This is a genomic window from Paenibacillus herberti, assembly GCF_002233675.1.
Taxonomy (GTDB): Bacteria; Bacillota; Bacilli; order Paenibacillales; family Paenibacillaceae; genus Paenibacillus_O; species Paenibacillus_O herberti.
The window spans coordinates 1,255,260-1,267,824 of sequence record NZ_NMUQ01000002.1; the positions used below are offsets into that span (position 1 = coordinate 1,255,260).

Annotated in this window: 15 protein-coding genes; all 15 read left to right on the plus strand. The window is 52.7% G+C overall.

Annotated features, from left to right (window positions below):
- The first annotated feature begins 122 nt into the window (after positions 1–122).
- The 15 genes from CGZ75_RS18120 (at position 123) to CGZ75_RS18185 (ending at position 12,563) form a co-directional block, all read left to right on the plus strand.
- Positions 123–1,538: a DUF5808 domain-containing protein gene (locus CGZ75_RS18120; RefSeq protein ID WP_089525607.1), complete on the plus strand. Its 1,416-nt coding sequence runs from the start codon at positions 123–125 to the stop codon at positions 1,536–1,538.
- Positions 1,539–1,922: 384 nt separating this feature from the next.
- Positions 1,923–3,077, plus strand: a complete 1,155-nt coding sequence (locus CGZ75_RS18125) for a hypothetical protein (RefSeq protein WP_089525608.1) — start codon at positions 1,923–1,925, stop codon at positions 3,075–3,077.
- A 183-nt stretch (positions 3,078–3,260) separates the two neighbouring features.
- Positions 3,261–3,539 carry a hypothetical protein gene (locus CGZ75_RS18130; RefSeq protein WP_141136810.1) on the plus strand — a complete coding sequence of 93 codons (279 nt, stop codon included), beginning with the start codon at positions 3,261–3,263 and terminating at the stop codon, positions 3,537–3,539.
- Between the two features lie 6 nt (positions 3,540–3,545).
- Complete coding sequence (locus tag CGZ75_RS26260) at positions 3,546–3,671, plus strand: hypothetical protein (protein ID WP_281255121.1); 126 nt, start codon at positions 3,546–3,548, stop codon at positions 3,669–3,671.
- A gap of 33 nt (positions 3,672–3,704) precedes the next feature.
- Positions 3,705–3,920, plus strand: a complete 216-nt coding sequence (locus CGZ75_RS18135) for an ATP-binding cassette domain-containing protein (protein ID WP_089525610.1) — start codon at positions 3,705–3,707, stop codon at positions 3,918–3,920.
- A gap of 88 nt (positions 3,921–4,008) precedes the next feature.
- Positions 4,009–4,821 carry a nitroreductase family protein gene (locus CGZ75_RS18140; protein ID WP_089525611.1) on the plus strand — a complete coding sequence of 271 codons (813 nt, stop codon included), beginning with the start codon at positions 4,009–4,011 and terminating at the stop codon, positions 4,819–4,821.
- Entirely contained in the window at positions 4,818–5,015 is a 198-nt protein-coding gene (locus CGZ75_RS18145) for a DUF4177 domain-containing protein (RefSeq protein WP_089525612.1), read from the plus strand. Before CGZ75_RS18140 ends, CGZ75_RS18145 begins: the two co-directional genes overlap by 4 nt.
- A gap of 73 nt (positions 5,016–5,088) precedes the next feature.
- On the plus strand, positions 5,089–5,457 hold the full coding sequence (locus CGZ75_RS26265) for a GntR family transcriptional regulator (protein WP_281255126.1): 369 nt from the start codon (positions 5,089–5,091) through the stop codon (positions 5,455–5,457).
- Between the two features lie 215 nt (positions 5,458–5,672).
- Positions 5,673–6,590, plus strand: a complete 918-nt coding sequence (locus CGZ75_RS18155; protein ID WP_176444904.1) for a polyprenyl synthetase family protein — start codon at positions 5,673–5,675, stop codon at positions 6,588–6,590.
- 230 nt (positions 6,591–6,820) lie between these two features.
- Positions 6,821–7,000, plus strand: coding sequence for a competence pheromone ComX (comX, locus tag CGZ75_RS18160; RefSeq protein ID WP_089525615.1), 180 nt, complete (start codon positions 6,821–6,823; stop codon positions 6,998–7,000).
- 19 nt (positions 7,001–7,019) lie between these two features.
- On the plus strand, positions 7,020–9,404 hold the full coding sequence (locus CGZ75_RS18165) for an ATP-binding protein (protein WP_089525616.1): 2,385 nt from the start codon (positions 7,020–7,022) through the stop codon (positions 9,402–9,404).
- The gene (locus CGZ75_RS18170; RefSeq protein ID WP_089525617.1) at positions 9,382–10,041 is read left to right on the plus strand and encodes a response regulator transcription factor; all 660 of its coding nucleotides are present in this window, start codon (positions 9,382–9,384) and stop codon (positions 10,039–10,041) included. Before CGZ75_RS18165 ends, CGZ75_RS18170 begins: the two co-directional genes overlap by 23 nt.
- A 170-nt stretch (positions 10,042–10,211) precedes the next feature.
- Positions 10,212–10,415 (plus strand): cold-shock protein, encoded by a 204-nt coding sequence (locus CGZ75_RS18175; RefSeq protein ID WP_089525618.1) that lies wholly within the window; start codon positions 10,212–10,214, stop codon positions 10,413–10,415.
- 60 nt (positions 10,416–10,475) lie between these two features.
- Positions 10,476–10,712 carry a cold-shock protein gene (locus tag CGZ75_RS18180; protein ID WP_089525619.1) on the plus strand — a complete coding sequence of 79 codons (237 nt, stop codon included), beginning with the start codon at positions 10,476–10,478 and terminating at the stop codon, positions 10,710–10,712.
- 825 nt (positions 10,713–11,537) lie between these two features.
- Positions 11,538–12,563: a LacI family DNA-binding transcriptional regulator gene (locus CGZ75_RS18185; protein WP_089525620.1), complete on the plus strand. Its 1,026-nt coding sequence runs from the start codon at positions 11,538–11,540 to the stop codon at positions 12,561–12,563.
- Positions 12,564–12,565: the final 2 nt, after the last annotated feature.

Sequence of the window (12,565 nt, forward strand, 5' to 3'; positions counted from 1 at the left end):
TGTTTTTCGCTGCTGCCCATACCAGTTCTGGTCCCCGCTCCAATTTGTCTGTCACTGCCTGCACCGGTTCCGACTAGCGACAGCTTAAGCTAAATTTAACGCGCGATGAGAGGGGCCTTCCAATGATCGGTCTTCATATTGTTTTTGCTATTACGGTCCTTATCCTGTACTCGGCCTTTCTAATGGTTTATATCCCCCAAGCCAGCTATCGCAGCGGCATGCTGTTTGCAGTCAAGCTGCCGCCGGACGCGATGGGGCATCCAGAAATTAAATCTGTGCAGGATCGCTTCCGCAAGGAAACGCGCCAGGTTTCACTTTGGACGGCAGCTGCACTGCTCCCGTATGTTCTGCTTTTTCCCTGGATGGGATTTCAGGTTGTTTATTTCATGGCTTGGATGGCCGGGTTCACTATTGTCATGGTACGGCCTTTTCAGGAAGCTTTCCGCAGAACGCTGGAGCTCAAGCGCAGGGAAGATTGGTTCGTCGGTCCTCGCAAGCGGGTGATGCAAGTTGATCTGCGGGCAGCCAGAAGGAAAAACGAGCGCTCGCTTTCACCCTGGCTGTTCCTGATTCCGCTTAGCTTGGGAGCTGGGCTGATTCTTGTAGCGGGACTGGAACTGATTCCGGGAAGCCGTGATTCAGCCCTTCTGCCACTTGCAAGCATGGGGTTAATTTTGACTCTGGTCATGCTTGGATTGGCGCTGATGTTTCGTCGCATGAAGGCTGAGGTGTACAGCGCGGACAGCGAGGTGAATTTGCTGCTGAATCAGGCACGGCGGCGCAGTTTATCGTGGATGTGGCTGCTGCTGGCGATCCTAGAGAACGGGCATGTTTTGCTTTTACTGTTAGCTTTTTCAGGGAGTAACGAGGGGCTGCAGACGGTTTGGTTCTATAGTTCGTTGGCGTTCGCGCTTGTGCCGACCTTGTTGATTTACCGGACTTTCCGCAGTATTCGCAAGCTGGAGGAGGATGTTTTGACCAGTGATGGAGGGGCGGTTTACAGCGATGACGATGAATACTGGGCTAACGGCTTTACTTATCACAATCCGCAGGACAGCCGAATTATGGTTCCCAAGCGCTTTGGGATTGGGGCAACTTTCAATACAGCGACACCGGTCGGGAAGTCGCTTTACTGGGGTGCCCTGGGCTTGGCTGGAGCGGTAATGCTGTCTGTCTGCGCCTTGATGCTGATATCGGAGTTTGTATCGCCGTCGATGGAGATTGCGGAACAGCGTCGGGTTCATATTTCCTACCCAATGTATTCCATGAGCTTTAATGTTGTGGATGTGCAGGAGCTTACGCTTGTGGACGGAATACCTAGCGGATCCAAGCGGAGCGGGGAAGCGACAGATAAGGTGCTGCGGGGGAGTTTTAGCCTGGACGGCCTCGGCAAGTCCAATCTGTACGTATACAAGAATAACCCGCCTTATATCCGCGTGAAGCTCAAGGAGCGATTCGTGTTTTTTAATGAAAGAGATCGCGTAAGTACGGAGGAGCTGTTCCGGCAGCTTCAATCTGTGGTGGTTAATCAAAAATAATGATCGGACCGCGAAATCCCCTAAATGTCGTTTTCATCCGGGGGTTGTGGTTGATTGAGATCCATGGAGATTTCGTTGCGTTTTCCGCCTCTCGTCACTTCCTATTTGGAAGTGGCTTTTTTTATCTGAAAATTCCGCTGTCCCCGCAGTGAAGGGCCGCAATGATTCCGAAATCGCATAGAAATGCGGTTTTGAGTAGACATTGCGGCCTATTTCCGCAATCGGTTTGTGGGAAAACGAAGCATGGTTTTCGGTGTGAAATGGAAAAAAGTCGCTTATGATTAGTTCATGGGAAACACGAGAGACGCAAAGCCGGCAAGCGAGGCGGCGGGCAAGCAAGCATTAACTAAATCAACGGCAGGAGACGGAAAGGGAGGAAACGGCATGCTGGGGTTTTCATTCGGAAGCGGACTTACGCTGGTACATCTGGAGCCGAGTTCACCAAGGCTGTTCGCAGCGGCGGATCATCTGGAGTGCCGATATGTACGGGCTTACTTCAGGGAGCAAGGAACAGCCGCGGCGCAGTACATACAGGTCAACCTGGCAGGCATGTACGAGACGGCGGAGGACCTGATCGCACTTGGCAACGAGGCCATCGCCTTCCACGTAGAGCCGACCTCCTACCGTCTATGCCAGGAGCTGAGCGGAGTAATCAAGCAGCTGGATGGGGGCATGCGAATCTTCTGGTTCGGTGATTGGGCCGCGAGTTTACCTGAGAGAGAGCTGCCCGAGACAGTGGAGAGCCTAGTGCGTCGGCAGCCGGAACGAATGCTGCACCGCTTGGTGGAGCCGGATGTGCAGGGTAGTGAGGGCGGTTCGGACAGGGGTCGGGATGAACTAGATTTGATCCCGAGCATCTGGGAGGAAGCCGCTTCGTCGCGACAGGCTCCGCTGCTGGCCGTGAAGCTGGCCGATCGCCTTGGCCGCGGCATGGGAGCGTATGGCGGACGGCGCACCCACTCGCCGCAACGTCTGCGACGGGATCTGGAGCTGGCTGTAGCAGCATCGCGGCAGCTGCGCCCGGAGCTCAAGCTGCAAGGCTTCCATGAAGCGACAGAGGAGGCTGCCCGCTGGAACAAAATCGTCGGCGTGCTGGAGTCATGCCGCGAACGGGCCGCGTGGAGCATCGATTTACCGATGGAGCGCTGGCTTCGGGGAGACGCACTGGGGTTGGCGGAGGTCGGAGCTTGCGAGCTTGGTCTCGAACTGCCGGTCAGCCTCAAATCCGGACAGCCCATCGCTGCGGAGATCATGCAGCAGCTGAGGCAAATCCGCGAAGTTAACCCAGACATTCGATTTCGGATCATCCTGCAGCCATCGGCGGAGGACACCGAATCGGGCGCTCGCTCAACTGCGATATTGCTGCAGGAATGTCTCGACAACGGGTTGATTGGGCCCTCCGCGATCCATGTGAAGCTGGACGCAGCAGACGGTCCGCTAGCTCGGACCGTACTCCCAGCATCATTGGAGGAGCTGGCACGGGAACGACTCGGCTCGGAATCCGAGGGTGCGCTAATCAATGGTTTCTGGCCTTTATGACCGGGCATTATCCACCGCATGTTTTTGGAAGAGGAGCGAAGCATATCGGCTTTAACGCCGAGAACTGTAATACAGCGACGCTTCATCGTTTGGGCGAGCATTCCGCCTTAAACAGCGCTGTCTTTTTCGAAAATAACCAACTAAATAGGGAAAAAAACAATGAATTTGATGAGCCTGTTTTTTATGACCAGGATGGCAAATGGGTATTATGCGCTCACGAATCTCGGCATGAGCCTGCTCGATCTGCTGCCGCTCGTTAAGCTCGATGGTTACTGGATACTCAGCCACGGATTAGGCATTGCGAACCTGCGTACAAAGGCGTTCCGCGCCGTGTTTCAGCTGCTGCGCTTTCCTGGTGCTCGGCTGGCGGAAGCGACGCGTCCGGTTAACCACCGAGAACGCTCGATTTTGCTCAGCTATGGTCTGGCGGCGGTCCTGTTCACTCCCTGCTTCTGGTTATAGGGTGTGATGAAGGTACAAGAACGGCTTTACAACATGATCGGGTGGATGAGCTTCCTGATTGTCGTCGTTATTGCCGGAATGATGCTCTACCATATGATGAAGTTTATTTCTTCGATGAGAAAGCCGGCTTAATCGGCCTATATTACAGACAAGGCGGGATTCAAAATGGGATTGGAAGCCAAACATTTGATCAAGCGATACGGAGATAACACAGTGCTGCACGGCATCTCGCTGGAGGCGGGAACCGGCAAAGCGACGACGATCCGCTCGATTCTCGGAATGGTCGATTATGACTCCGGCGCGGTGACGTGGAATGGACGTCCGATTACCGAGAATCGCCCTAGCATCGGCTATTTGCCGGAGGAGCGCGGCAGGAGCTAACAGTAGTCCGCATCCATTTCCATGATGTCAGTCAACAGGTTCATCCGGTCCGCGCGGCCGGAAATCCATCCCTTAAGGGCGTGATTCCATGCAATCCAAGTTTATCGACTGGCGTGCCGATGTCCATGCCGAGGAGGATCGGCTCTCGCTGACGTACCCCCTCAATTCAAGCCATTATCCTCAGTTAGACGTACTGACCCGTTCCCGGATGAAAATGCTGCGCAAACTGTTCGCGCAAATGAGCGCGCCAGTAACACCTGCCAAGCGTTATTATGCCGCGCCGCGCTACAAGCTTCCGGGTGGCGGAGCCGAAGAACCGGGGCTTTTCGGTCCAGCCGCCGGGGAGCCGAGCCAAACGAGCTCAGCGAGTGGGCTGAGTGCTCATCCGGCAGTGAAGGAGTTGCTGGGTCGTCTGCGGGAAACGCAGCCCCAGTCGCAGTCGTTTGCGGACTCCGGGCCGCTGGAGGAGCTGGGCGGAGCAGCGTTGGATTCGCCGGAGCTGTATGTACTTTCGCGCAGTGGGGCAACAGGGGGCCTGGAGCTGCTCTATTTTCACCCGCATGGAGATTGCTTGCAATCGCTCGGTCCCATCGAGGAGGAGCGCAGCTCTGCGCTATTCGATCCCTCCGTTGCTCCTGCGCCCCTGGAGGGAGCGATGTTCATCGCCGCCAACCTGCGCCGCACGCTGCAACTGTTCGGAGAGCGTGGTTATCGGCTTAGCTTGCTGGAGGGTGGACGCCTTACGGAGCGGTTGGCTGCTTGCGCACCGGGAACAGGTTGCCGCCTGCAGCCGTTGCTCGGCTTCTATGACAACCGGGTGCATGAGCTGCTGGGATTGGACGGCCATTATGAGGTTGTACTTTCCTGCCTAATGATGCATAAGGAGGCTGAATCGAGATGAGCTATGAATATAAATTTGTCAAAGTTGAACTGAAGGGCGTTTTTGAGAGCAAACCGAAGCAGGACTATCGGGAAATCGTCCGCGAGCATGCCGGAGAGAACTGGAAACTATTCCAGATTTTCGCGCCTGGTACGCATGGCTACGGTACTGCCACTTGGTTCGAGCTTATTTTTGAACGTGCGGTACGGGGCTGATCGTCCTCAGGGGGAGCGGCCGGCGCCCGCTCTCTCTGAAGCGTTACCTCTCACAATCTCCCATACCTCCTCCATGCCTCTTTATGTGCAGCTTCGCGACCAACTTCGTAGTCTCATTCGCAGTGGTGCACTGCAGCCGAACTTTCATCTACCGTCTCTGCGGGATTTGTCCCGTCAGCTCAGTTGCAGCCTCATAACCGTGAGGAGAGTCTATCTGGATTTGGAACGTGAAGGACTGCTCTCTATTCAAAAAGGGATTGGGACTTTTGTCCGGTCTGATGACACAGGCCAATCCGCTCGTCGCTCCTGGTCTCGTGCACTCGTTTATGAAGCTTTCCGCAGCGCTGTTGGCACTGGAATAAGGCATGGCATGGCGCCGGAGGAAATGGAAGAGGTGTTGCGAGAGCTGCTGGCTTCCATTCCCGATAAAGAAGATGCCTAACTCTTTCATCCTGTGGGGATGAGAGGATGACGTCTAAAAGACTTGTTCTTTTATCCTATGAGGATGACAGAGCAGGTCTTTTTGCACTAATATGTCCTCCATACCTAGAAGGAAATGGTTAATGACCCATGGAATATGTCATAGGACATTATTCATATGGGGCAGCAGGCGGGCAGACAAATATGGGGCATATGAATCAGAACAGGGGGGATACCATGGCAGGGTTGGCGGAGCGATTGGGACAAGAGATGAGAGAGAGTCTGGCGGCATACTTCGTACTGCCGAGGTTACAGGAGATGGCGCAGGCTTGCCTGGAGGAGAAGCTGCAGGAATCGCTGCTTTTTGGCAAAATGACCGTACTTCACTACCGGATGTTCGCTGGTGAGGATGAGCGGATCTATCGTGCAGCGGCAGCGGTAGAACTGATGGTCCTCAGCCTTGATATGATCGATGATGTGCAGGACAAGGATAATAAGTCGGTCGTGTGGAATGGGTACGCACCGGAAATTACGCTTAACTTGGCGCTCGGCATGCTGATGATTGCACAGCGGCTATTGCTGGAAGGCGGATTTGATCCGGAACGCGCTCGGCAATCGGCCCGGCTGCTGAGCATGCAGGTGCTCACCGCTGTGCATGGCCAGACGCTGGACTTGCTCAATGAAATTCCCGATGAAGAAGCGTATCTCGACATGGTGAGCCAAAAGTCGGCTGCCTTGCTCGTATGCGCGTGTATGATCGGCACGATGCTAGCCACCGGCGAATGGATGGAGCAGGTGCGCGGCTACGCGGAGCAGCTCGGCATTGCGGCTCAGATCAAGAACGATATTCGTGATCTGGCTAATTGGGACAACAAAAATGATTTTCTGAATCGCAAGCGCACATTGCCCACGCTGTTTCTACTGCAGGCGGTAACCGACGAGGACCGCTGGATTCTGGACTACTTCGAAGGACGGCTGACGATGGAGGATGTCCTCCATCGTCGGGATGAGCTCGAAGCAATCATGGAGAAGACGGGTACGATGCTCTATTCATCCGTGCGGATGAGGACGCATTATTATCGTTTTCTTGACCTGCTTGGCGAGTTGAACCTGGATGTCGGCTGGCAGGAAGAAATGCTGGCGCTGGCTGAATAGACGTAGGGGGCAGTGCAGTTAGTAGGTTAACTCAGTTGGGCCAACGCTGGTCGCCAACCAAGGCGTCCGCTGGCGGCGGCCCGCTATCACCCCCGCAACACACCGCAATCAGCACGCAATGATGTTTGTGGGAACTACTGGAATGCTTTTCGTTTTCGTCACGCACACTCCTTGTTATAGTGGAATTAAGAGATGACAACGCTCTTAAACACGAATCGGAGGGATATACAATGTTGAAGGAAATGATTCAGGCTATGGTGAAAGATCCAGGTTCTCTGTTGCGCGCTCAAGGTGGACAACTTCAACTGGCAGGACTTAGCGACGTGGAGCAAAGAGCGTTTGTCGACGTGGTGAGCAAGCGAGAAAGTGGAAGTGAGCCGCGCCTTTTTCAGGAGAATGTCTGGATGTAAATTTTAACCGGGAGAAAGGGTGGGTCAGCTGCGCAAGGTAATCGGGTTCACCCTTTGTATCTTTCTAGCCGTGTTGTATCTGATTCGTAGTATTGCCATGTACCCCCTCACGGGAGTAGAAGCACATCCGGTTCAGGGGAATCAATATCGGGTTGATGCGGTAGATCCGGGATACTGGGCGGAAGGAAAGCTGCAGCCAGGTGATCTGCTCGTCGAGGTCAACGGAAAGTCTCCGAGCGAATCCTATGTGCTTCGAACCTTTGAATATTTGGAAATGGCATCCTCCGTTAAAATTATCCGGGAGAGCGCAGGAGAGTCACGGGAGCTGTCCTTTGATATTCCTAGCGATCTTACACGCAATGAACTGGTTTTCCGTTTAATATTGCCAAGTCTCTCTATGCTGGTCTTTGCATCCTTTGCTTTTTTTGTTTACCTTCGTAAAAAAGAAGATCCGGCAGCTATATATCTCATTCTGTTTTTTCTCAGCATAGGACTTGCCTATCTGAGCTCCTTCTCCTCGGGAAAAGGAGATCTGGTTGGCAGGACCATCATGACAATTTCTTTTGCTGCTGTCCCGCTGACATTCTTGCTGTTTCTCAATCGCTACTTGGCGAGATACGGAAAAAGTTTTGCTTCCCGCAAGGTCATGACCGTCATGTGGGGTGGCTTTGTGCTGAATCTCCTGCTTCAGGTAGTGGAAGTTTTCCAATTCATCGGAATAAAGCCGAAAATTCTAATGGCTTACTTTGCAATCAGCAACCTATATATTCTCTATAAGCTAATTCGTATGTATATCACGAACAGGCAAGCTGATCTCAAATCTTTGTTCAAGTTTACGTTGCTCGGCCACTTGGTCGGTTTTCTGCCGTTTTTGTTATTGTTCGGGGTGCCGAGTTTGTTCGGCGTGCCTCTTATTTCGCCAGAAGTAGCGGCCATATTCCTGCTGGGGCTGCCCTTGGTTTACCTGTACATGTTCACGACCCAGCGTCTATTCGATATCGACTTTTTCCTCAGCCGTTTTTCTTATTACACGATGCTTGCGTTTGTCCCGACACTGATTATTACTGGGCTGGCTGTCCTCATCATGAGCCAGAACCAGCTGTCTTGGGTGAACTGGGTACAGCTATTTCTGATCGTTTATTTGCTGATCACTGTATTTCTGTTCGGCAAGGAGTTTCTGGACTATCGGCTGCGGCCGAAGTGGAGCAAAGACTTGAATAATTTTCAAGGCAGCCTCGACCGCTTCTCTTCGCGCATCTCCCGGGTCATGAAGCAGGCCGACCTAGAGCGGGTGCTGGAACAGGAAATACGCACGATCCTTCCCATTCGGGATGTGAAGTTTTTCAGCTATGAGCCTGATACCACTGTAACGAAGCGAGCGGTTGAAAAGTCTGGTCAGGCAGCATCGGCCCCGATTCCGGAAAATGAGCAGGTCACTGCGCGGGCAGTACGGGAGCTGTCGGAGAGCGGGCGCAAGCTAGCTGTCGGAGTTGCCGTTGTGCTTCCGAGAGGGCTTGCCGTCGTAATCGGACAAAAAAGGTCGACCTATCATATTCTATGGGTAGGCGATAAGACCAACCGAACCCAGTTTAATCTCGATGAGCTGAGTTGGCTCAAGACACTGGCTAACTACAGTGCAATCGTTTATGAGAATCTATATTTAATTGAGAATCTGATCGGCGACCTGGAGGCGGAAATGTCAAAGCGGCAGGGCACACCGACCTGGGTGCTGCGGATGATTTTCCAACTGGCGGAAAGCGAGCGACGCAAGCTGGCATCGGATCTGCATGATTCCGCTTTGCAGGATCAACTGATTTGGTACCGTAAGCTGGAGGCCGCCATACTTGACCATGAGCTTTCGGAGGAGCTGCGCAGCGACTTGACGGACATCCGGGAGGGGCTGCTGGACGTCATTCATCAAATCCGAGAAACTTGCAACGAGCTGAGACCGCCGTTGCTTACGGAGATGGGGCTTGTCGAATCACTGCGCAGCTTGTTCGAACAACAGCAGATTCGGGCGAACTACTCCATTGAGTTCGAGGCCGGACCGCTGACAGAAGCACTGAGTGACGAGGCGACGCTGACGCTGTTCCGCATCGTGCAGGAGCTGCTGGTGAACGCCGGTAAACATGCCAAAGCGTCGCGTATTTGGATCGAGCTGGGGCAGGAGAACGGCATCCGCCTGCGGTATAAGGACGATGGAATCGGGCTCGCGCAGGAGAAGCTGAGCGATTCTTACCAGCATATGGGCTTGTCGGGCATCAAGGAGAGGGTACGCAGCCTTGCTGGCAAGATCCGGTTCTTCTCAGAACCGGGCGAAGGGCTTGAAGTTGACATCTGGCTGCCGGAGAAGACGGCAGTGAGTGAAGGAGAAGATGGGCATGATTCGAATCTTGCTGGTTGACGACCACCCTTCCGTGGGCGAAGGAACCAAAACGATGATTGAGCAGGACCCCGAGATGAATGTGACGGTTCTTTATTCGGCGATGGAGGCACTGGAGCTGGTCAAAACGGAAACATTCGACGTTATGCTGTTCGATCTGAACATGCCAATCATCAGCGGTTTGGAACTGACCAAGCGACTGATGGCCACAGGACCGGAATACCGGATTCTGATTTACACCGGTTATGAGATCAGCCCGAACTTCAATTTGCTGATTGAGTCGGGCGTTAGCGGTTTTGTGAGCAAAACGGCTTCCCGTGAGCAGCTACTGACTTCAATACGCTGTGTTTTGCGAGATGAGGCGGTTGTTCCGGTATCGCTGCTGCGCCAGCTTCGGCGCCGCGATATTCGGCTGAATCAGGATCGCGAGGAGAAGGCGCTCGAAGAGGTCAGCATCAACGAGCGTGAGCAGGAGATTCTGCAGGAAGTCGCCAGCGGCAGCAGCAATAAGGATATTGCGAGCAAGCTGCTTATGAGCCAGCGCACCGTAGAATACAACCTTACGCGCATTTTTGAGAAGCTGGGTGTGCGCTCGCGATCGGAGGCAATTGTAGAGGCGAAGCGGCTTGGAATCCTCTCGGTGAGCCAGTTTAGATAAAAAAATGAAAAAAATTTAGCCGATACTTTGCGATTGCATGCTCGGCGTGATACAATAATGGAATCGTATAGGAGACACCAGTCGCCTAGGAGAAAGGGCCCGCGATGCTGCTCTTATCCGCAGGCGGCTTTTCTTTTGTTTACGTGCACTCAATAAAGGAGGAATGACCCATGCAACAAGGTACAGTAAAATGGTTCAACGCAGAAAAAGGTTTTGGCTTTATCGAGGTTGAAGGCGGCGAAGACGTATTCGTACACTTCAGCGCGATTCAAAGCGAAGGCTTCCGTACGCTGGACGAAGGTCAACGCGTTGAGTTCAACGTCGTTGCCGGCAACCGCGGCCCACAAGCCGAGAACGTTGTTAAGATCTACTAATCAAAGCGCCCTGCTATGCAGGGCCTTTTTTGGCACTTTGAACAGGAGGCGAAGCATACGATGTATTACTCCCGCAAGAAACCTCAGGCAGAGTTGCCTACCGAGATCACCGAGATCTGGTCATGCGTAAGCGAGGACTGCAATGGATGGATGCGCAAAAACTTCGCTCTGGACGAAGTGCCGGTGTGCTTCCTCTGTCAGTCGCCGATGGAGCATTCCACTCGGGAGCTTCCCGTACTTCATGAGTACGGAACTTCAGCACAAGCGCTTAAGAAGTCGGCCTCGGGCAACGAATAAGCAGGACTGCTGAAGCCAGCTGCCAGCAAAATTCGCGCAGAGCTTGTATTACCGGTTCCCGGCATACAATGGAGCAGCAGAGGGTACCCTTTCTGCTCCGAGCATACTGTCAGACAGCCTCCTTTGGGAGGCTGTCTTTTTGTTTAGCATGTAATGTGTTTAGCATGTAACTGGGCGGTATGACGTTTCGCTAACGAAGTCCATGAGCCGTATTCCACGAAACTCGACCTAAACCCTTCTAAATCCTCCTAAACCCTCGAACGTACAAATAGCTTACCTCATTTTCTATTAGAGTAATCGTGCTCTATACCCGTGCATTTATACGAAAGACTATTTGCTTTGGCCGTCGGAGCCGCAATCGAGCGTTTCAAGTAACTAAGACTACTTGCTTTGCGCGTTGGGGCCGCAATCGAGCGTTTCAAGTAACAAGGATTACTTGCTTTGGCCGTCGGAGCCGCATTCGAGCATTTCAAGTAAATTGGACTACTTGCAATGGCCGTCGGTGTCGCATCCGAGCGTTACAAGTAACTTGGAGGAGAAACAAGGGGTTCCTACGCGACCACCATACCCAGGCGAGACTCAGAGGCGCAGCTTGACCGCTCATACATAAGAGAAACTCGTCGCACGGCAGTTCAACTAATCATGCTAGTCCATTCATACACAAGCAAAGCTCAGCCACTTCACTCACTTCGGCTTGGGATATGCATCAAGTTAATCGCTTAACCTAAATTGGACAAAATATAGAAAAATATGCCGATAATAGCTTGTAAAAAGAGGAAAATGGGATTATAGTCTAGTTAAACGTATAACTAACGAGGAGCACTAATGAAAAAACCTACGATCAAAGACGTAGCCAAGGCGGCGGGCGTCTCCGCAGCAGCTGTATCCTACGCATTGAACGGCCGAACCGACAAGGTATCTGGCGAAACGATGGAACGCATTATGGAAGTTATTGAATCCATCAATTACATTCCGGATTTCTCGGCGAGAAGTCTGGCGAAGAACCAATCCAAGCTGATCGGCATAGTCATTCCGCAGACAGAATCGCATAAACAACTCATTCTTGAAAACCCTTTCTACAGTGAAATTATTAGTGGAATTGAAGGCAAACTGCGGGAGCATGGATATCATCTGCTGCTCTCGGGAGTCAATCAGGGCGAAAGTTATCTGGATCTGTCCGTGCAGCGGAATTTGGACGGAGCCATCCTGATGGGAATTTACCCGGAGCCGTTTTATGACGGCTTCAAGAAGATCAACATTCCGATTGTACTGATCGACAGCTACATTAATGACAGCTATTTCAAGCGGATCGGTATCGATGATGAATATGGCGGTTATCTCGCCACTCGCCATCTTATCAACCAAGGCCATTCCAACATCGGCCTCATCACCGGCGCGATTCGCAAGGACGGCGTCGTGGAGAAGCGTTTTCTCGGTTATAAACGGGCGATGCGGGAAGCCAACCTCTTTTACAATCCGGACTATGTGTTTGAGGAATCCATGAGCTACGAGCACGGACTGGCGGCCGGCAAGCTGATCGCGGATAAGTATCCGGAGATTACCGCTATTTTCGCCACGAGTGATCTGGTCGCTTTCGGAACGATGAGAAGTCTAATGAGCGAAGGAAAAAGGGTGCCGGAGGACATATCGGTAATCGGCTTTGATGATATCTCGATGTCGAAGATGTTCATCCCGCCGCTGACGACGATCCGCCAAAGCATTACGGAAAAAGGTGCGATCGCTGCCGACAGTCTCATCCAAATGATTCAAGGACGTACCGAGCTGGATGAAAAGGAAATTTTGCTGCCGCTTGAGGTTGTGGAGCGGGGAACGGTCAAGTTTAAGTCATAACC

What these genes read in the sequence shown, in the direction of transcription:
- CGZ75_RS18120 (WP_089525607.1), top strand. Translation starts at nt 123, where the DNA reads ATGATCGGTCTTCATATTGTTTTTGCTATTACGGTCCTTATCCTGTAC.
- CGZ75_RS18125 (WP_089525608.1), top strand. Translation starts at nt 1,923, where the DNA reads ATGCTGGGGTTTTCATTCGGAAGCGGACTTACGCTGGTACATCTGGAG.
- CGZ75_RS18130 (WP_141136810.1), top strand. Translation starts at nt 3,261, where the DNA reads ATGACCAGGATGGCAAATGGGTATTATGCGCTCACGAATCTCGGCATG.
- CGZ75_RS26260 (WP_281255121.1), top strand. Translation starts at nt 3,546, where the DNA reads ATGAAGGTACAAGAACGGCTTTACAACATGATCGGGTGGATGAGCTTC.
- CGZ75_RS18135 (WP_089525610.1), top strand. Translation starts at nt 3,705, where the DNA reads ATGGGATTGGAAGCCAAACATTTGATCAAGCGATACGGAGATAACACA.
- CGZ75_RS18140 (WP_089525611.1), top strand. Translation starts at nt 4,009, where the DNA reads ATGCAATCCAAGTTTATCGACTGGCGTGCCGATGTCCATGCCGAGGAG.
- CGZ75_RS18145 (WP_089525612.1), top strand. Translation starts at nt 4,818, where the DNA reads ATGAGCTATGAATATAAATTTGTCAAAGTTGAACTGAAGGGCGTTTTT.
- CGZ75_RS26265 (WP_281255126.1), top strand. Translation starts at nt 5,089, where the DNA reads ATGCCTCTTTATGTGCAGCTTCGCGACCAACTTCGTAGTCTCATTCGC.
- CGZ75_RS18155 (WP_176444904.1), top strand. Translation starts at nt 5,673, where the DNA reads ATGGCAGGGTTGGCGGAGCGATTGGGACAAGAGATGAGAGAGAGTCTG.
- comX (WP_089525615.1), top strand. Translation starts at nt 6,821, where the DNA reads ATGTTGAAGGAAATGATTCAGGCTATGGTGAAAGATCCAGGTTCTCTG.
- CGZ75_RS18170 (WP_089525617.1), top strand. Translation starts at nt 9,382, where the DNA reads ATGATTCGAATCTTGCTGGTTGACGACCACCCTTCCGTGGGCGAAGGA.
- CGZ75_RS18175 (WP_089525618.1), top strand. Translation starts at nt 10,212, where the DNA reads ATGCAACAAGGTACAGTAAAATGGTTCAACGCAGAAAAAGGTTTTGGC.
- CGZ75_RS18180 (WP_089525619.1), top strand. Translation starts at nt 10,476, where the DNA reads ATGTATTACTCCCGCAAGAAACCTCAGGCAGAGTTGCCTACCGAGATC.
- CGZ75_RS18185 (WP_089525620.1), top strand. Translation starts at nt 11,538, where the DNA reads ATGAAAAAACCTACGATCAAAGACGTAGCCAAGGCGGCGGGCGTCTCC.